Genomic DNA, 16,945 nt, shown 5'->3' on the forward strand with positions numbered 1-16,945 from the left:
TGGGTTTCATTCCCTGCGGTCGGGGTGGTGTGGGATGCGTTCTGCGGGCGGGGCCGTGGTGGGCGTGTCGCTCTACGGGCGAGTGCGGGCGGGTGCCACGCCCTCGTGCGTCACCATGCGGCGGGCGAAGGCGAGGAGCGGTGCGACGTCCGCATCGTCGATGAGTGGCTCGAATTCCCGGGCGATGCCGGCGAGGTGTGCCGCGGTGGCCCGCTCGATCAGGTCGGCTCCTCGTTCCGTCAGGGAGACCTGGATGACGCGTGCGTCGTCCGGGCTCGCCTCGCGGTTGACGAGTCCCGCCTCGGTCAGGCGGCTGATGAGGTGCGAAGCCGATCCCGAGCTGTAGAGGAGTGACTGTGCCAGCTGGGTGGTCCGGAGCGTGTGGTCCGGCGCCTCCCAGAGGGAGAGCAGTGCCTCGTACGCGGGAACGGTGAGCCCGTAGCCGTTCTTGAGTTCTGCCGCGAGGCCGGTCAGCATCGAGCGCTGGCCGAGCAGCAGGCCCCGCCAGATCTCCTGGCGCGGAGTCAGTGGAGTGGGCATGGTGAGCTCCGATCGGGGCTGCGGCTGAGGCGCGCTTCACTTTACCTGTATCTACAGATAAATGGCGAACAGGGGCTCCGGACACGAGGTGCGCGTGCGCTTCCGTGCGCACGGGTACCTCGTGCCCGGCTCGGGCTCATCGCGGGTCGCTCCGGGACCGGCCGGCGGCTTCGCCGGCCCGGCCGTTCTGCGTCCGGACCCGCTCACCCCCGCCCCGACGGCCGGTCCGCGACCTTCGCGATCCGGTCCGTGCCGGGGCGCGGGGACGTGAGTTCGCGGCGGTCGGCCGCGCGGTAGGCGGCGTACATGCCGTGGACGCCGAGCCAGCGCAGGGGTTCGGGTTCCCAGCGGCGGACGCGGTGGTTGACCCAGGGGAGGGTGGTCAGTTCGGTGGGGCCGGACTGGCCGGAGTCCTGCTGGATGAGGTCGCGCAGGGTGCGGGCGGCGAGGTTGGTGGTGGCGACGCCCGAGCCGACGTAGCCGCCCGCCCAGCCGAGACCGGTGGAGCGGTCGAGGGTGGCGGTGGCGCACCAGTCGCGGGGGACGCCGAGGACGCCGGACCAGGCGTGGGCGATCGGGGTGCCGGCGGTGGTGGGGAAGAGGCGGGTCAGGAGTTCGCGCAGGGCCTCGATGGTGGCGGGTTGCGTGCGGCCGTCGTTGTCGGTGGCGGAGCCGTAGCGGTAGGGGACGCCGCGGCCGCCGAGGGCGATGCGGTCGTCGGCGGTGCGCTGGGCGTACAGGTAGGCGTGGGCCATGTCGCCGAGGGTTTCGCGGCCGTCCCAGCCGATGGTGTCCCAGACGGAGGCGGGCAGGGGCTCGGTGATGATCATGGAGGAGTTCATCGGGAGCCAGGTGCGCTTCTGGCCCTTGAGGCCTGCGGTGAAGCCTTCGGTGCAGCGCAGGACGTACGGGGCGCGGACGGTGCCGTAGGGGGTGACGGCGTGTTTGGGCCTGATCTCGGTGACGGGGGTCGACTCGTGGATCGTGACGCCGAGTGCCTCCACGGTGTCGGCGAGGCCGGTGACCAGTTTCGCGGGGTGCAGCCGGGCGCCGTGCGGGGTCCAGGTGGAGCCGACGGCGCCGTTGACGCGGATGCGCTCGGCGGTCTCGCGGGCGCCGTGCAGGGTGCGGTCGGTTTCGCCGAAGGCGATCTCGACGCTGTGGAAGTCCTTGAGGCGGGCGAGTTGGGCGGGGGTGTACGCGACTTCGAGGACGCCGCCGCGGTGGATGTCGGCGTCGATCTTCTCTTCGGCGGCGACGTTGATGACTTCGGTGACGGTGTCGTTCATCGCCTGCTGGAGGCGGACGGCGGCGTCGTGGCCGTGGAGTTTCGCGTAGCGGTCGCGGCCGGCGATGCCGTTGTAGAGCCAGCCGCCGTTGCGCCCGGAGGCGCCGTAGCCGCAGAACTTGGCTTCCAGGACGGTGATGTTGAGGAAGGGGACGGCCTTCTTGAGGTAGTACGCCGTCCAGAGTCCGGTGTATCCGCCGCCGACGATGCAGACGTCGGCGGTGCTGTCGCCGGGCAGGGGTTCGCGGGGGGTCGGAATGCCCCGGTCCGCGTACCAGAAGGATATGCCGCCGTTGACGGTGCTCATGTTTCCCCTGCTGTCCGTGTGGCTGTGGAGTGCGGTGTTCTGTGGCGGGAGGTTACTGCTCGGGGCGGGGATTCGTCTTGTGGGCGGTGCGGGTGAGCGGGTAGCAGGCGAGGCCGATGAGGGCGGCGGTGAAGTGGCCGACGTCGGTGAAGGTGGCGCCGGTGACGAGGGGGGCGCCGTAGATGACGAGGACGGCGAAGAGGTAGACGTACCGCCAGGGGCGTGCCACGTAGTAGGTGAGGACGGCGACGATGCCGGCGAGCGCGTAGCTGACGCCGACGTCGAGGGTGTTGACGGCGGTCTCGGGGGCGTGGCCGTGCTGGATGGCCCAGGCGAGGACGCCTTCGCTGACGAGGGTGGCGAGGACGTGGGCGGTGGCGGCGACGGTGAGCCAGCGCAGGGTGCCGAGGCGGCGTTCGGCGGGGGCGTGGAAGACGGTGTAGAGGGCGGCGTAGGGGAGCCAGGTGCCGCCGTCGATCCAGAAGGCGCTGCTGATGAGGACGCGGACGGGGTTGCGGGAGAGCTCGTGGATGTTGGTGGACCGCTGGCGGAGGAAGTCCTCCTCGAAGGCGGGTGACATCTGGTGGACGATGACGGTGGTGACGAAGAGGACGGTCAGCCAGATGTACGTGCCGGGTGCGCTGCGGACCCAGGAGCCGGCGCTGCGGATCCACGCGGCGGGTGCGGGGCGGGGCCGTGTGGGCGGGGCGGGGTGGCTCGGGGGCATAGCCGATTGACGCACGCTCCTAGGATCGGTGGCGTGATTGACATTCCGGATGCGCTGATCGCCACTCAGACCAAGTACAACGGTGCGGCGGGGCGGGCGTTCGTGGCCGCGCTGCCGGGGATGGCGGCGGATCTCCTGGAGCGGTGGGGGCTGCGTCCGGACGGTGCGGCCATGTACGGGGTGTGTGCGCTGGTTCTTCCGGTGGTGCGGGTGGCGGACGGGCGGCCGGCGGCGTTGAAGTTGCAGCCGGTGGACGAGGAGACGGCGGGGGAGCCGGTCGCGCTGCGGTGGTGGGGTGAGGCGGATGCGGGTGCGGTGGAGTTGCTGGAGCACGACGCGGTGACGGGGGCGATGTTGCTGGAGCGGTTGGACGGCGCGCGTGCGTTGTCGGGGGTGGCGGATGCGCGGGAGGCGGTGCGGGTCGTCGGGGGGCTGCTGGCGGGGCTGACGTCGGTACGGGTCGCGGAGGGGGCGGGGTTGCGGGGGCTGGGGGAGGTGGCGGCGCGGATGGTGGAGGCGGCGCCGGTGGTGGCGGCGCGGTTGGCGGATGCGGGGGAGCGGCAGCTGGTGGCGGACTGCGCGGCGGCGGTGCGGGAGGTGGCGGGGGAGCCGGGGGACCGGTTGCTGCACTGGGATCTGCATTTCGGGAATGTGCTGGCGGGGCGGGGTGAGGGCGGTGGACGGAGCGGCCGGTGGGTGGCGATCGATCCGAAGCCGTTGGTGGGTGATGCGGGGTTCGAGCTGTTTCCGGCGTTGGCGGACCGGTTCGACGCGGCGGACGTGGTGTGGCGGTTCGATCTGCTGACGGAGGCGCTGGGGCTGGACCGCGGGCGGGCGCGGGCGTGGACGCTGGGGAGGGTGCTGCAGAACGCGGGCTGGGAAACGGAGGAGGGCGGGCGTCGCCTGGTCCGGAAGCATGCCGAGCTGGCGCGGCGGTTGCTGGGGCGGGGGTAGGGGAGCGCTGGTGTCGGCGGTTGGCGGGCCGGGGGTGGCGGGCGCGCCGGGGCTGTTTACGCTGCCTCCATGATTCGTACTGCTACCGCTGCCGATGTTCCCGCGATTCACACGATGGTCCGTGAGCTGGCCGATTACGAGAAGGCGCTGCATGAGGCGAAGGCCTCCGAGGAGCAGTTGCACGAGGCGTTGTTCGGTGAGCGGCCTGCCGCGTACGCGCACGTCGCGGAGTCGGACGAGGACGGCGAGGCTGTCGGTTTCGCTCTGTGGTTCCTGAACTTCTCGACGTGGCGCGGGGTGCACGGCATCTACCTGGAGGACCTGTACGTGCGTCCCGAGCGGCGCGGCGGCGGGCACGGGAAGGCGCTGCTGACGGAGCTGGCGCGGATCTGTGTGGAGCGTGGTTATGAGCGGCTGGAGTGGTCGGTGCTGAACTGGAACGCCCCGTCCATCGCGTTCTACGAGTCCCTGGGCGCGCGGCCGCAGGACGAGTGGACGGTGTACCGGCTGACGGACGGGGCGTTGGCGGAGCTCGGGGGCTGAGGTCCCGCCCGGTTCAGGGGATGAGCACGACTTTGCCGGTCGTGCCGCGGGTTTCGAGGTCGCGGTGGGCGGCGGCTGCTTCGGCGAGCGGGTAGCGCTGGACGGCGGGGCGCAGCCGGCCGGCCGCGGCTTCGGCGAGGGCGCGGGTTTCGAGGGCGCGCAGGCCGCCGCCGCGTTGGATCATGGCGGGGCCGAGGACGCTCTCGGAGGTGATGGAGCGGGTGGCGAGTTCGTCGTCGGTGAAGGTGAGCGGGCGGCCGTCGTGGAGTCCGCTGCCGGACCAGCCGTAGACGATGTGCTGTCCGCCTTTGCCGAGGAGGTCGACGGCGGCGCGGGCGGTGGTGGAACCGACGGAGTCGTACACGACGGTGGCGGTCCGGCCGAGGGTGTCGAGGTGGGCGCGGACGTGGCGGGGCCAGTCGGGGAGCGTGTAGTCGACGGCGAGGTCGGCGCCGTTGGCGTGGGCGAGTGCGACCTTGGCGGGGCCGCCGGCGAGGGCGATGACGGTGGCTCCGGCGTTCTTGGCGTACTGGACGAGCAGGGTGCCGATGCCGCCTGCGGCCGCGGTGACGACGGCGACGGAGTCCGGGCCGAGCGGCGTGAATCCGAGGATGCCGAGGGTGGTGCGGCCGGTGCCGATCATGGCGACGGCTGCGGCGTCGTCGAGGCCGTCGGGTACCGGGTGGAGCTTGTCGGCCTCGGTGACGGTGAGTTCGGCGTAGCCGCCGGGGGCGTTGCCGATGTGGGCGACGACGTGGCGGCCGAGCCAGGTGGGGTCGGTGCCCTCGCCGAGTGATTCGACGATGCCGGCGACCTCGCGGCCGGGGACGGTGGGCAGCGGGGTGGGGGCGGGGTACGGACCGGTCATGCCTTCGCGCAGGGCGGTGTCGAGGAGGTGTACGCCGGCGGCGCGGACGGCGATGCGGACCTGGCCGGGGCCGGGGACGGGGTCGTCGGTGTGTTCGTAGGTGAGGTTCTCGGCGGGGCCGAAGGTGTGGAGGCGGACGGCGTGCATGGTGGGCTCCCCGGGGTGTGGTCTCGGTGTGCCCACCCTCCGGCCTCAAGTGCGCTTGAGGTCAAGCGGTGTGCCGGCGTGGGGTGGTGTTCCCGGCCGGACCGGCGGGGCGTTGTCAGTGGGGTGCGTCACGATGGGGGGATGGTGCGCAGCGGCGGTAGTGGTGGCGGTACGGGCAGGGCCGGCAGGGGAGCGAAGGGCGGGGTCGCCGAGGCCCGGCGCCCGGAGGTGCGGCTGCCTGTGCTGGTGGCGTACGAGGGCGGTGGGCTGGAGCCGGACGGGGATTACGACGGTGTGCGGTTCGACGGGGTGGATCTGGCGGACGAGTCGGGTCCGGGGGCGCGTTTCATGGACTGCGCGCTGGACGGCTGCGCTCTGGACCGTACGGAGCTGGTCAGGGCCCGGTTCATCGACTCGGTGCTGACGGGGGTGCGGGGGGTGGGCACCGATCTCGCGGGGGTGGCGCTGCGGGATGTGGAGATCGTGGACGCGCGTCTGGGCGGGGTGCAGATGCACGGTGCGGTGCTGGAGCGGGTCCTGATCAGGGGCGGGAAGATCGACTACCTGAATCTGCGGAAGGCCCGGCTGAAGGACGTGGTGTTCGAGGGGTGTGTGTTGTCCGAGCCGGATTTCGGGGATGCGCAGCTGACCCGGGTGGAGTTCCGGGACTGTGTGCTGAAGCGGGCCGATTTCAGTGCGGCGCGGATGGAGTCGGTGGATCTGCGGACGGTCGCGGAGCTGGACATCGCGCGGGGCGTGGAGCGGCTGGCCGGTGCGGTGATCAGTCCGTCGCAGCTGATGGAGCTGGCTCCGGCGTTCGCGGCGCAGATCGGGGTGCGGGTGGAGGTGTGACGGGAGCCGCCGGCGGCCGGGTCAGAGGCGGGGGAAGCGGGCCTGGAGGTCCCAGACGGTGGGGTTGTCGGCGAGGCCTTCGTGCATGTCGGCGAGGTCGGCGATGAGGTCGTGCAGGAAGTCGCGGGCCTCGCGGCGCAGCAGGGAGTGGCTGAAGGTGAGGGGGGCTTCCTCGGCGGGCATCCAGTCGGCCTCGACGTCGACCCAGCCGAAGCGGCGCTCGAAGAGCATGCGGTCGGAGGACTCGGTGAAGTCGAGTTCGGCGAACTGGCGGCGGTGCGAGCGGTTGCCGCGGGGGTCCTGGTCGATCTTCTCGACGATGTCGCACAGCGCCCAGGCGAAGTCGAGCACCGGTACCCATCCCCAGGCTGTGGATACTTCGCGGTCCTCCTTGGTGTCCGCGAGGTAGACGTCCCCGGAGAAGAGATCGTGGCGCAGGGCGTGGACGTCCGCTCGGCGGTAGTCGGTCTGCGGGGGATCGGGGAAGCGTCGGGAGAGGGAGTAGCCGATGTCGAGCACGGTTCGATGGTGTCATGCCCGGCGGGCCGCTCCCGCATCAGTGGAGGCGGGGGCGGGATCGCTCAGGGCAGAAGCCGTTGTTCCTTGGCGACGGAGACCGCGCCGGCCCGGGTGTCGACGCCGAGTTTGTCGTAGATGCGGCCCAGGTGGGTTTTGACGGTGGCCTCGCTGATGAACAGGGCGCGGGCGATGTCGCGGTTGCCGAGGCCTTGGGAGAGCTGGCCCAGGATGTCGCGTTCGCGGTCGGTGAGGGTGGGCAGGGGGGCGCGCATCCGGGCCATGACGCGGCTGGCGACGGGCGGGGACAGGGTGGTGCGGCCCTGGGCGGCGGAGCGGATCGCGGCGAAGAGTTCCTCAGGGCGCTCGGCCTTCAGCAGGTAGCCGGTGGCGCCCGCCTCGATGGCGCGGGTGATGTCGGCGTCGGTGTCGTACGTGGTGAGGACGAGGACGTGGGCGCCCGCGGTGCCGGCCACGATGCGTCGGGTCGTCTCGACGCCGTCGATGCCCTCGCCCAGCTGGAGGTCCATCAGGACGACGTCGGGGGTGAGTTTGGCGGTCAGGGCGACGGCCTCCTCGCCGCTGCCGGCCTCGCCGACGACCTCGATGTCGGGCTCGCTGCCGAGGAGGGCGAGGAGTCCGGCGCGTACGACGGCGTGGTCGTCGCAGAGCAGGATCCGGACGGGCGGGTGCGGAGCGGTCATGGCGAGTCCTGGTGGCCGGGGGCGGGGCTGGGGGCGGCGGGCGGTTCGCCGGTGAGGGGGACGGCGGCGGTCACCACGGTGCCTTCGCCGGGTGCGGACTCGATGGCCAGGGTGCCGCCGAGCTGCTGGAGCCGGGCGCGCATCGCGGGCAGTCCGTGTCCGCGGACCCCGTCCGGGGTTCCGGTGCGCGGGGCGGGTGTGAAGCCGTGGCCGTTGTCGGCGATGTCGAGGACGGTCCGGTCGTCGAGGTGGGTGAGGGTCAGGGCGGCCTCGGTGGCGCCCGCGTGCTCGGTGACGTTGGCCAGGGCGCCCTGGGCGATCCGCAGCAGGGCGGACTGCACGCGGTCGGGCAGGGCCGTGTGGGGTGTGCCCTCGACGTGGCAGCGGACGGTGAGCCGGCCCTGTGACTGCGCGGTCTCGCGGGTGGCGAGCGCGTGCAGCGCCGCTTCCAGGCCGCCGCCCTCGGCGAGGTCGGCGGGGGCCAGGTCGTGGACGAAGCGGCGGGCCTCGGCGAGGTTGCGTTCCGCGATGCCGGTGGCGGTACGGACGTGGCGGCGGGCGGTCGCCGGGTCGGCGTCCCAGGTGCGGTCGGCGGCCTGGAGCAGCATCTGCTGGCTGGACAGCCCCTGGGCCAGGGTGTCGTGGATCTCCATGGAGAGCCGCTGGCGTTCGGCGAGGGTGCCTTCGCGCCGTTCGGTGGCGGCCAGTTCGCGGCGGGTGCGGAGCAGGTCGTCGATGAGCTCCGCCTGGGTGGCGGCCTGGCGCTGCATATGGATGAAGACGGCGGTGGCGACGGCCGCGACGGCGGGCGGGGCGAGGACCAGGTTCGGGTCGAAGCCGTCGGCCAGCCGCAGTTGTGCGGCGACGACGAACAGGGTCAGCAGCGCGACGAGGGCGAGCGCGGCACGCGGCGGCAGGATGCGCAGCCCGGTGTAGAAGAGCGGGACCGCGCACCAGGCGAAGCTCGGCGCGAGGACGACGAGCACCATCCACACGGCGACCAGCACCCCGAGCCACACGAGGCGGCGTGGCGTCGGGCGGGAGCCGAGGACGGGGCCGAGTACGTACAGGACGGCGAGGGCGGCGGACAGGCCGATGATCCACGGGGTGCGCGTCTCGCCCGGGTGCCGCAGCAGGAACCGGGTCAGCGAGGCGCCCAGCAGCAGGAAGAAGGCGGCGTGCATGAGCAGCGCGAGCCCGCGGGTGCCGGGGTCGCCGACCTGCCCGGTGCCGGGCGCCGACGGGCCCCGCCGCTTCGCCTCGTACCCCTGCTCCACCTCGTACCCCTGCTCCTGACCTGCGCGGACCTTCATCGTCACCCCGAACGGGCGTCCCCGCATCAACCGATCGGCCGATGGGGCCGTCAGCCGTCCCGCGCGCGGCGTCGAGCCGGTACGACGACCGTACGGCCCCGGAACCGGCCCAAGGATGGAACACAGAACGCAGAAGCCACGCACCACCTTGCTGAGGAGCCCACCATGAAGAAGATGTCGCTGCGCACCCGTGTCCTGACCGGTGCCGTCGCCGCAGCCGCCCTCGGGGCCGGCACCTTCGGCGCCATGTCCGCGAACGCCTCCGCCCCGGCCGCCGCGCCCGCCACCACGGTCAAGGCGGACACCGCGAACCGCAACCTCCAGCAGTCCACGCACCTGACCGTGGACGCCGCCACGAAGGCCGCGCAGGCCGCCCTCGACGCCGCGGAGAAGGAGAACCAGCGGGTGGCCGTCTCCGTCGTCGACCGCAACGGCAACACCATCCTGACGCTGCGCGGCGACGGTTCGGGCCCGCAGGCGTACGAGTCCGCCGAGAAGAAGGCGTACACCGCCGTGTCCTGGAACGCCCCGACCTCGGAGCTGGCCGGGCGGCTCGCCCAGGCCCCGAACCTGAAGGACATCCCTGGCACCCTGTTCCTCGCGGGCGGCGCCCCGGTGCAGGTCAAGGGTGCTCCGGTGGCGGGCATCGGCGTGGCCGGCGCACCCAGCGGCGACCTCGACGAGAAGTTCGCCCGGGCCGGCGTCGCCGCCCTCGCGAAGTAGCCGGACAGCCGCGACAACCCACGGGAGACGGACATGAACGCCCTCGATCAGCAACTGCTCGGCGCCGCACGCGCCGGAGACACCGATGCCGTGCGGGCCGCGGTCGAGGGCGGCGCCCGGGTGGACGCCCGCGACGAGGAGCTGCGCACCCCGCTGCTCCTGGCCGTTCACGGCGGCCATGTGGAGACCGCCCGGCTGCTCGTCGACGCGGGCGCGGACCCGGACGCGCAGGACAGCCGCGAGGAGAGCCCCTGGCTGGCCACCGGTGTGACGGGCAGCGTCGCGATGCTCCACGTCCTGCTGCCGGCCGGGCCGGACCTGAGGCTCCGCAACCGGTTCGGTGGCATCGCGCTGATCCCGGCGAGCGAGCGGGGCCACGTGGGTTACGTACGGGAGCTGCTCCGGGTTACCGACATCGACGTCGACCACGTCAACCGGCTGGGCTGGACGGCGCTGCTGGAGGCGGTGATCCTCGGCGACGGAGGCCGTGCGCACCAGGAGATCGTCGAGCTGCTGCTGGCCGCCGGGGCGACGCCCGGGCTGCCGGACGGCGACGGCGTCACGGCTCTGGCGCACGCGGAACGCCGCGGCTTCGCGGAGATCGCGGCGCTGCTGCGGGACGCCTCGGGCGATCGGGAGCCCCGGTGAGGGCGCGGCGGGCGGTACTCCTGCTGGCCGCGGCGGCGGTGCTCGCGGGCTGCGCCACGGAGGCCACGGGCACACCGGACGGGAGCGCCGCCGTGAAGAGCCCGGCGGGCATTCCGTCCGCGGCGGCCCCGGCCGGGCGCACCCCCGACGGCACGCTCCTCGTCGCCGACTTCGGTGGGGACACGGTGACGTTCGTCGATCCGGAACGCGGTGCGTTCGACCGGGTCGAGGTCGGCACCGCTCCGTACGGGCTGGTGGTCGGGGCGGACGGCCGGGCCTGGGTGGCCACGGCCGAGGGCGTCGCGGTCGTGGACACGTTGACCCGTACCCGGCAGGCCCGTATCCCGTACGGGACGGAGACCGGACCCGTCACCACGGGCGAATACCGCGGCGGCGGCATGGGCATCGCGCTGGCGCCCGACGGCCGGCACGTCTACGTCGGCGTCAACGTCCCGGATGCGGAAGGAGTCCTGGAGGTGATCGACACCGGGACCCGCGAGGTCACCGACACCGTCCCGGTCGGCCGCCGGCCCTTCGACGTGGACGTATCGCCCGACGGCGACGAGGTGTACGCCACCGGCCACGACTCCTTCGACGTGACCTCCGTGCGCACGGACACCCTGCGGACCCGGCGGATGGAGGTGGCCCCGTACGGCACCGAGGGCGGTCTCGGCTCCTGGCTGAAGCCGCACTACGCGGTCGTCCGCCCCGGTGACGGGAAGCTGCTGCTGCCGTTCGAGGGCGAGCGGCTGGCGGTCCTCGATCCGCGTACCGGCGAGGTGGCGGTCGAGCCGATGACGGCGAACACGCACCAGCACGGCGTGACGACGACCCCCGACGGCACGCTGCTCGTCGTCGGCACCGGCCCGATCGCCTCCGACGACGAGGAGGCGTCGCTGACCGTTCGCAAGCCGGACGGCACCGAGCGCGTCATCGGCCTGGACGGCCCGCACGAGGACGTGGCGGTGTCCGACGACGGCCGCACGGCGTACGTCACCGGCGGCTTCACCCGGGACGGGTACTGGAACGGCATCACGGTCGTGGACCTCGCCGGAAGGACGGACCCGGTCCGGCTGGCGGCGGGCGAGCGGCCGCTGGGCATCGCGGTGCTCTGACGGCTGCGGGGGTGCGGGGGTGCTGGGGTGCTGGGGTGGACCGTGCGGGGGCGGACCGACAGCCACCGGACCCGGACATTCCGCACATAGGATCACCGGCGTGGATCACCGACCTCCGGCACGCGACACGACACGCGGCACGGCACGCGGCACGGCACGCGCACCCCGCAGGGCGGCCGGCTCCGCCGCCCTGCTCCTCGCCCTCGCCGTCCTCGCCCCCGCCTGCACCGCCGGCAGCGGCGGGGTGGAGGGCAAGCCCGGCGCCTCCGGGCTGCGCGACCCGTACTTCCCGAAGCTCGGCAACGGCGGTTACGACGTCACGCACTACGACCTCACGCTCGACGTCGACCCGGACGAGCAGACGCTGCGCGGGACCGCCGTGATCACCGCACGGGCGACCCAGGACCTGAGCTCGTTCAACCTCGACCTCGCCGGTCTGACCGTGGACTCGGCGACCGTGGAGGGGCGTCCGGCCGCGGTCAACCGGGCGGGCAACGAGCTGACGCTGCGTACGGACGCGAAGGTCGAGGACCGGCTCCAACGGGGCGAGACGTTCCGTACCGTCGTCCGCTACTCGGGCTCCCCGCGCACGATCACCGATGCGGACGACTCCGAGGAGGGCTGGCTGCCGACCGACGACGGCGCGCTCGCCCTCGGGGAGCCGACGGGTTCGATGGCCTGGTTCCCCGGCAACCACCACCCGAGCGACAAGGCCGCGTACGACCTGACGGTCACCGTCCCCAAGGGGCTGACGGCGGTCTCCAACGGGGTGCCGGCCGGGCCTCCGACGACGGTGGGGGACCGCACCACCTACCGCTGGCACACCGCCGAACCGATGGCGAGCTACCTCGCGACCCTGGCCGTCGGCCGCTTCACGACGAAGACGTCGACGACGGCGGACGGCATCACGGTGTTCACCGCCGTGGACCCGGAGTCGGCGAGGGCGAGCGCGGCAACGCTGGCCAGGCTCCCCGAGGTAGTGAAGTGGGAGGCCGAGCACTTCGGCCCGTACCCGTTCTCCGCGACGGGCGCGATCGTGGACCGCAAGGGGGACTCCGGCTATGCGCTGGAGACGCAGAACCGGCCGTTCTTCCCCGGCCCGCCGAGTGTCGGCCTGCTCGTCCACGAGATGGCGCACCAGTGGTTCGGCGACTCGGTGACGCCCGCGACCTGGCGCGACATGTGGCTCAACGAGGGACTGGCGACGTACGCGGAGTGGCTCTGGGAGGAGGAGAAGGAGGACGTCCCGGCCCAGGAGTCGTTCGACGAGGCGTACGAGGACGAGGACAACTGGGCCTTCCCGCCCGCCGATCCGCCGAGCGCCGCGGACATCTCGGAGCAGCCGGTGTACGGGCGCGGGGCCATGGTCATCCACAAGATCCGCGAAGCGGTCGACGACGACGAGGAGTTCTTCGCGCTGCTCGCCGGCTGGACGAAGGCGCACCGGCACGGCAACGCCTCGACGGCGGACTTCACGGCGTATGTGGAGGAGGAGACGGGCGAGGACCTGTCGGAGCTGTGGGAGGACTGGCTGTACGGCAGGGACCGGCCTGCCGCGGATGGCTGATCGGCTTCCGGAAGCGCAGGAGCCGGCCCGCCGCGGACGGCTGACCGGCTCCCTGGAGCAACGCGGAGAGGGTTACTTCACGTTGACGCCGCTCCAGGCGGCGCTGACCGAGGCGAGCTCGGCGCTGTCCGCCCCGTACAGGTCGGTCGCCGCCTTCTCGGTCGCGACGCGGGCGGCCGCGTAGTCGGTGGTGGAGGTCATGTACTCGGAGAGGGCCTTGTACCAGATCTGGACGGCCTTGTCCCGGCCGATGCCGGTGACGGTGGAGCCGTCGGAGGTCGGGGAGTCGTAGTCGACGCCGTTGATGGTCTTCGCGCCGCTGCCCTCGGCCAGCAGGTAGAAGAAGTGGTTGGCGACGCCGGACGAGTAGTGCACGTCCTGGTCACCGACGCTGCTGTCCCAGTAGTCGGCCGAGCCGCCGTCCTTGCTGGGCTTGTCCATGTAGCGCAGCGGGGTGCCGTCGCCGTTGATGTCGATCTTCTCGCCGATGAGGTAGTCGCCGACGTCGGTGGCGTTGTCGGCGAAGAACTCCACGGAGGTGCCGAAGATGTCGCTGGTCGCCTCGTTGAGACCGCCGGACTCCCCGGCGTAGTCGAGGTTGGCGGTGGCGGCGGTCAGGCCGTGGCTCATCTCGTGGCCGGCGACGTCGAGGCCGGTGAGGGCGCTCTTGTTGTCGGCGCCGTCTCCGTACGTCATGCAGAAGCAGCTGTCGTCCCAGAACGCGTTGACGTACGCGTCGCCGTAGTGGACCCGGGAGTAGGCGGCCTTGCCGTCACCGGCGATGCCGTCGCGGCCGAGGGCCGACTTGTAGAAGTCCCAGGTCTTCGCGGCGCCGTAGTGGGCGTCGACTGCGGCGGTCTGGCGGTCGTCGCCGGTGCCGTCGCCCCAGGTGTCGTCGTCGTCGGTGACGAGGTCGCCGGTGCCGCTCTCGCCCTGGTTCAGGTCGTACGTCTTGTGGCCGCCGCGGTCGCCGTCGGTCAGTTCGAAGCCCGAGCCGGACGCGGTGGTGGAGAGGTCGACCTTGCCGCTGTACTGGCTGTTGCCGATACCGGCCGTCTCGATCGCCTCGTAGCTGTGCAGCTTCTTGCCGGTGACGGCGTCCGTGATGATGTGCAGCCGGCTCGGGGTGCCGTCCTTCTGTACGCCGGTCCTGATGGTCTCGAAGGCGAGGACGGGCGTGGTGCCGCGCGCCCAGATCACCTTGCGGGCGCCTGCCGCCGTCTTGATCTTCGGCGTCGTGGACGGCACGGATATCCGGGCCTTCGTCGCCTTGGTGACGCCCTTGAGCTTGCCGCTGCCGGCGGTGTGGGTGACGAGGTCGCCGCCGAGGACGGGCAGTCCGGCGTAGGTGCGCTCGTAGCGGGTGTGGACGGTGCCGTTGGCGTCCTTGATCACGTCACGGGCGATCAGTTTCTCCTGGGTGCCGAGCCCGAGGGCGGCGGCGGCAGAAGAGGCTTCGGTCTGGGCCGACTTGATGGCGCTCGTGCGTGCGGAGGCGCTGTTGAAGGCGGGGGAGGCGGGGGTGGACGTGCGGGGGGAGGCGGAGGAACCGCCGTCGGAGGCGCCCGGGGTGGCGTTCGCCGCACCGGTCTGCACTCCGACGACGACCATCGCGGCCACGGCGGCCAGGGCTGCGGCGCGACGGGTGTTCATGTGGGGGGTCATGCGTTCTCCGTTGCTCGTTCCGTGGGGGGTTACGAGCAGGGAGCGTGCCACCGAATGACCAATTTTGACGGTGTACCAACAATTACCTCACAATTCTTTGACCGTTTCTTGTCCGACTGGACTGCGTCCGTGTCCGCTATCCGGCGGACTCCCATCGATGGGGCAACAGCGCGTGTCGCGCGCCACGTTGGGTGCGTTCAGTGGTACGTGCGCATTCGGTGCGGGGGGCACGCGGGGTATGCGGACACGCGGGAGCCCCCGGCCGCAGGACGTTCGGCCGGGGGCTCCCGTGAAGCGTTGTGCTGAGCGTCAGAGGTTGACGCCGAAGTCCTGCGCGATGCCGCGCAGGCCCGAGGCGTAGCCCTGGCCCACGGCGCGGAACTTCCACTCGGCACCGTTGCGGTAGAGCTCGCCGAAGACCATGGCGGTCTCGGTGGCGGCGTCCTCGCTCAGGTCGTAGCGCGCGATCTCGGCGCCGCCGGCCTGGTTGAGGATGCGGATGTAGGCGTTGCGCACCTGGCCGAAGTTCTGGCTGCGGGTCTCGGCGTCGTAGATCGACACCGGGAAGACGATCTTGTCGATGTCCGCCGGCAGGCCCGCCAGGTTGACGTTGATCTGCTCGTCGTCGCCCTCGCCCTCACCCGTGACGTTGTCACCGGTGTGCACGATGGTCTGGTCCGGCGTCGCCTTGTTGTTGAAGAAGACGAAGTGGCCGTCGGAGAAGACCTTCCCCGCGGCGTTGACCGCGATCGCGGACGCGTCGAGGTCGAAGTCGGTGCCGGTGGTGGTACGGACGTCCCAGCCGAGGCCGACCGTGACGGCGGTGAGGCCGGGGGCCTCCTTGGTGAGGGAGACGTTGCCGCCCTTGGACAGGCTTACTGCCATGGGAAGTCCCTTTCATCTGTCGTCTGCGGGCTTCGTGCCATCACGAAGCTACCGTCACAGTTCCTAACGCAGGCAGGGGACCGTGAGGTTCCTTCCGCCTTTACTTTCTTTACCGAACTGATGACGGGGTGCGGGCAGACGGAGGAAGCGTGCGGCAAAAGGAGGTGACGAACCATGCGTGGGGCGGGGAACATGGGTGTCATGTCCGGGCCCTATTTCATCCGCGGTGCGGTCTCCCTGCCGGAGGCCGAGCTCATGTGGCGTTTCTCGCGGTCCTCCGGGCCCGGAGGGCAGCACGTCAACACCAGTGACTCCCAGGTGGAGCTGCGCTTCGACCTCGCGGCGACCGAGTCGCTCCCCGAGGTGTGGAAGGAGCGCGCGCTGGAGCGACTGGCGAGCCGGCTGGTCAACGGCGTCGTATCCGTCCGCTCCTCGGAGCACCGCTCGCAGTGGCGCAACCGGGAGACGGCCCTCGTGCGGCTCACGGCCCTGCTGGCCGAGGCCACGGCGCCGCCCCCCAAGCCGCGGGTCAAGCGGAAGATCCCGCGCGGGATCAACGAACGCCGGCTGCGCGAGAAGAAGCAGCGCGGCGACACCAAGCGAGGCCGCTCCGGCCGCGACTGGTAGCGCCCGCCTGCGACTGGTAGCGCCGCCCGCGACTGGTAGAGCCGCCCGCGATGGGTAGCCCGTCTTCCGTACCGAGCCCGTCTCCGTACTGCCGCGTCAGCCCAGCTGCCGGTAGCGCCCGCGAAAGTACGTCAGCGGGCTGCCGTCCCCGCTCGGCAGCTGCGCACCCAGCACCCGGCCGATCACGAGCGTGTGGTCACCCGCGGTGATCCGCTGCTCGGTGCGGCACTCCAGCGTCGCGAGCGCGCCCCCGACCAGAGGGGCGCCGGTGACGTCGCCCCGTACATAGGGGATGTCCTCGAACAGCAGCCGGTCGCTGATCCGGCCCTTCATGGCGAACCGTCCCGCGATGTGCCGCTGGCTCTCCGCCAGTACGGAGACGGCCCACAGCGGCTGCTCCGCCAGCAGGTCGTCCATCCGGGAGTCGTTGCGCAGGCTCACCATGACCAGCGGCGGGTCGAGCGAGACCGACATGAAGGCGGTCGCCGTCATGCCCACGTCCTCGCCGCGGCCGTGCTCGTCGAGCGGGGGCTCCTGCGCGGTGATCAGCACCACTCCGGCTGCCAGCCGGGCGAGGGCGCCGCGGAACTCGTCGTTGCTCACCCCCTCAGCATGGGGGACGGCTTCGGTACGCGGGGCGGGGGGCTTCGTCTGCAACACACCGGGAACGCTAGCCGCGTACGGTGGGCCCCCGCATCGGGCCAGGGGACCAGCCGGGTCCTAGGACCTGCGCGTTCCGGGCCCGCGGTGACAGGGATTTGCGTTTTGCGTTCAAGAAAAGGACGGACCGCTGACGCTTACCACACAACACCCTTCACCATCTGTTGTGACTTGAGTCACAGAGCGCAATATTTGTTGACCCTGTGTACCGGGTGCACAGCTCACTGTGATTCAGTGGCCGTGACACTGCAGTGAGTACGTCAGGTACGTCGATATGAAATCTGGAGTGCTGTCGA

The 16,945-nt window shown here is 71.7% G+C and carries 18 protein-coding genes; 8 read left to right on the forward strand and 10 right to left on the reverse strand.

What is annotated here, in order from left to right:
* Positions 1-72: 72 nt before the first annotated feature.
* The 3 genes from OG446_RS20755 to OG446_RS20765 all read right to left on the reverse strand — a co-directional run bounded on the left by OG446_RS20755 (position 73) and on the right by OG446_RS20765 (position 2,862).
* Positions 73-540, reverse strand: a complete 468-nt coding sequence (locus OG446_RS20755; protein ID WP_328895451.1) for a MarR family winged helix-turn-helix transcriptional regulator — start codon at positions 538-540, stop codon at positions 73-75.
* A gap of 203 nt (positions 541-743) precedes the next feature.
* The gene (locus OG446_RS20760; protein ID WP_328895452.1) at positions 744-2,135 is read right to left on the reverse strand and encodes an NAD(P)/FAD-dependent oxidoreductase; all 1,392 of its coding nucleotides are present in this window, start codon (positions 2,133-2,135) and stop codon (positions 744-746) included.
* A gap of 52 nt (positions 2,136-2,187) precedes the next feature.
* The gene (locus OG446_RS20765) at positions 2,188-2,862 is read right to left on the reverse strand and encodes a rhomboid-like protein (RefSeq protein ID WP_328898356.1); all 675 of its coding nucleotides are present in this window, start codon (positions 2,860-2,862) and stop codon (positions 2,188-2,190) included.
* A gap of 33 nt (positions 2,863-2,895) precedes the next feature.
* Here OG446_RS20765 and OG446_RS20770 point away from each other — a divergent pair, with 33 nt between their 5' ends.
* Entirely contained in the window at positions 2,896-3,816 is a 921-nt protein-coding gene (locus tag OG446_RS20770) for an aminoglycoside phosphotransferase family protein (protein ID WP_328895453.1), read from the forward strand.
* 69 nt (positions 3,817-3,885) lie between these two features.
* Positions 3,886-4,359, forward strand: coding sequence for a GNAT family N-acetyltransferase (locus OG446_RS20775; RefSeq protein WP_328895454.1), 474 nt, complete (start codon positions 3,886-3,888; stop codon positions 4,357-4,359).
* A gap of 13 nt (positions 4,360-4,372) precedes the next feature.
* On the opposite strand, the gene OG446_RS20780 is transcribed toward OG446_RS20775, so the two are convergent.
* The gene (locus OG446_RS20780) at positions 4,373-5,374 is read right to left on the reverse strand and encodes a zinc-binding dehydrogenase (protein WP_328895455.1); all 1,002 of its coding nucleotides are present in this window, start codon (positions 5,372-5,374) and stop codon (positions 4,373-4,375) included.
* 141 nt (positions 5,375-5,515) lie between these two features.
* Here OG446_RS20780 and OG446_RS20785 point away from each other — a divergent pair, with 141 nt between their 5' ends.
* The gene (locus OG446_RS20785) at positions 5,516-6,226 is read left to right on the forward strand and encodes a pentapeptide repeat-containing protein (protein ID WP_328895456.1); all 711 of its coding nucleotides are present in this window, start codon (positions 5,516-5,518) and stop codon (positions 6,224-6,226) included.
* A 21-nt stretch (positions 6,227-6,247) separates the two neighbouring features.
* Here OG446_RS20785 and OG446_RS20790 read toward each other — a convergent pair whose 3' ends face one another.
* From OG446_RS20790 to OG446_RS20800, 3 genes are all read right to left on the reverse strand, one after another.
* Positions 6,248-6,745 (reverse strand): hypothetical protein, encoded by a 498-nt coding sequence (locus OG446_RS20790; protein WP_326659261.1) that lies wholly within the window; start codon positions 6,743-6,745, stop codon positions 6,248-6,250.
* 62 nt (positions 6,746-6,807) lie between these two features.
* On the reverse strand, positions 6,808-7,446 hold the full coding sequence (locus tag OG446_RS20795) for a response regulator transcription factor (RefSeq protein WP_328895457.1): 639 nt from the start codon (positions 7,444-7,446) through the stop codon (positions 6,808-6,810).
* Positions 7,443-8,723: a sensor histidine kinase gene (locus OG446_RS20800; RefSeq protein WP_443050280.1), complete on the reverse strand. Its 1,281-nt coding sequence runs from the start codon at positions 8,721-8,723 to the stop codon at positions 7,443-7,445. The genes OG446_RS20795 and OG446_RS20800 overlap by 4 nt, the downstream gene beginning before the upstream one ends.
* Positions 8,724-8,924: 201 nt before the next feature.
* Here OG446_RS20800 and OG446_RS20805 point away from each other — a divergent pair, with 201 nt between their 5' ends.
* The 4 genes from OG446_RS20805 to OG446_RS20820 all read left to right on the forward strand — a co-directional run bounded on the left by OG446_RS20805 (position 8,925) and on the right by OG446_RS20820 (position 12,812).
* Positions 8,925-9,482, forward strand: coding sequence for a GlcG/HbpS family heme-binding protein (locus OG446_RS20805; RefSeq protein WP_328895458.1), 558 nt, complete (start codon positions 8,925-8,927; stop codon positions 9,480-9,482).
* A 33-nt stretch (positions 9,483-9,515) separates the two neighbouring features.
* The gene (locus OG446_RS20810) at positions 9,516-10,130 is read left to right on the forward strand and encodes an ankyrin repeat domain-containing protein (protein ID WP_328895459.1); all 615 of its coding nucleotides are present in this window, start codon (positions 9,516-9,518) and stop codon (positions 10,128-10,130) included.
* A complete protein-coding gene (locus OG446_RS20815) occupies positions 10,127-11,245 on the forward strand; it encodes a YncE family protein (RefSeq protein WP_328895460.1) in 1,119 nt (372 codons plus the stop codon). The genes OG446_RS20810 and OG446_RS20815 overlap by 4 nt, the downstream gene beginning before the upstream one ends.
* Before the next feature lie 100 nt (positions 11,246-11,345).
* Positions 11,346-12,812, forward strand: coding sequence for a M1 family metallopeptidase (locus OG446_RS20820; protein ID WP_443050179.1), 1,467 nt, complete (start codon positions 11,346-11,348; stop codon positions 12,810-12,812).
* A 72-nt stretch (positions 12,813-12,884) separates the two neighbouring features.
* Here OG446_RS20820 and OG446_RS20825 read toward each other — a convergent pair whose 3' ends face one another.
* Positions 12,885-14,477 (reverse strand): M4 family metallopeptidase, encoded by a 1,593-nt coding sequence (locus OG446_RS20825; protein ID WP_328895461.1) that lies wholly within the window; start codon positions 14,475-14,477, stop codon positions 12,885-12,887.
* 309 nt (positions 14,478-14,786) lie between these two features.
* Positions 14,787-15,362, reverse strand: a complete 576-nt coding sequence (locus OG446_RS20830; RefSeq protein WP_328895462.1) for a TerD family protein — start codon at positions 15,360-15,362, stop codon at positions 14,787-14,789.
* A gap of 201 nt (positions 15,363-15,563) precedes the next feature.
* On the opposite strand from OG446_RS20830, the gene arfB reads away from it, so the two are divergent.
* Positions 15,564-15,989: an alternative ribosome rescue aminoacyl-tRNA hydrolase ArfB gene (arfB, locus tag OG446_RS20835; RefSeq protein WP_148019380.1), complete on the forward strand. Its 426-nt coding sequence runs from the start codon at positions 15,564-15,566 to the stop codon at positions 15,987-15,989.
* 96 nt (positions 15,990-16,085) lie between these two features.
* Here the strand turns inward: arfB and OG446_RS20840 are convergent, their stop codons facing one another.
* Positions 16,086-16,592 (reverse strand): flavin reductase family protein, encoded by a 507-nt coding sequence (locus tag OG446_RS20840; RefSeq protein ID WP_328895463.1) that lies wholly within the window; start codon positions 16,590-16,592, stop codon positions 16,086-16,088.
* Positions 16,593-16,945 lie beyond the last annotated feature (353 nt).

Source organism: Streptomyces sp. NBC_00236 (genome assembly GCF_036195045.1).
Lineage (GTDB): Bacteria > Actinomycetota > Actinomycetes > Streptomycetales > Streptomycetaceae > Streptomyces.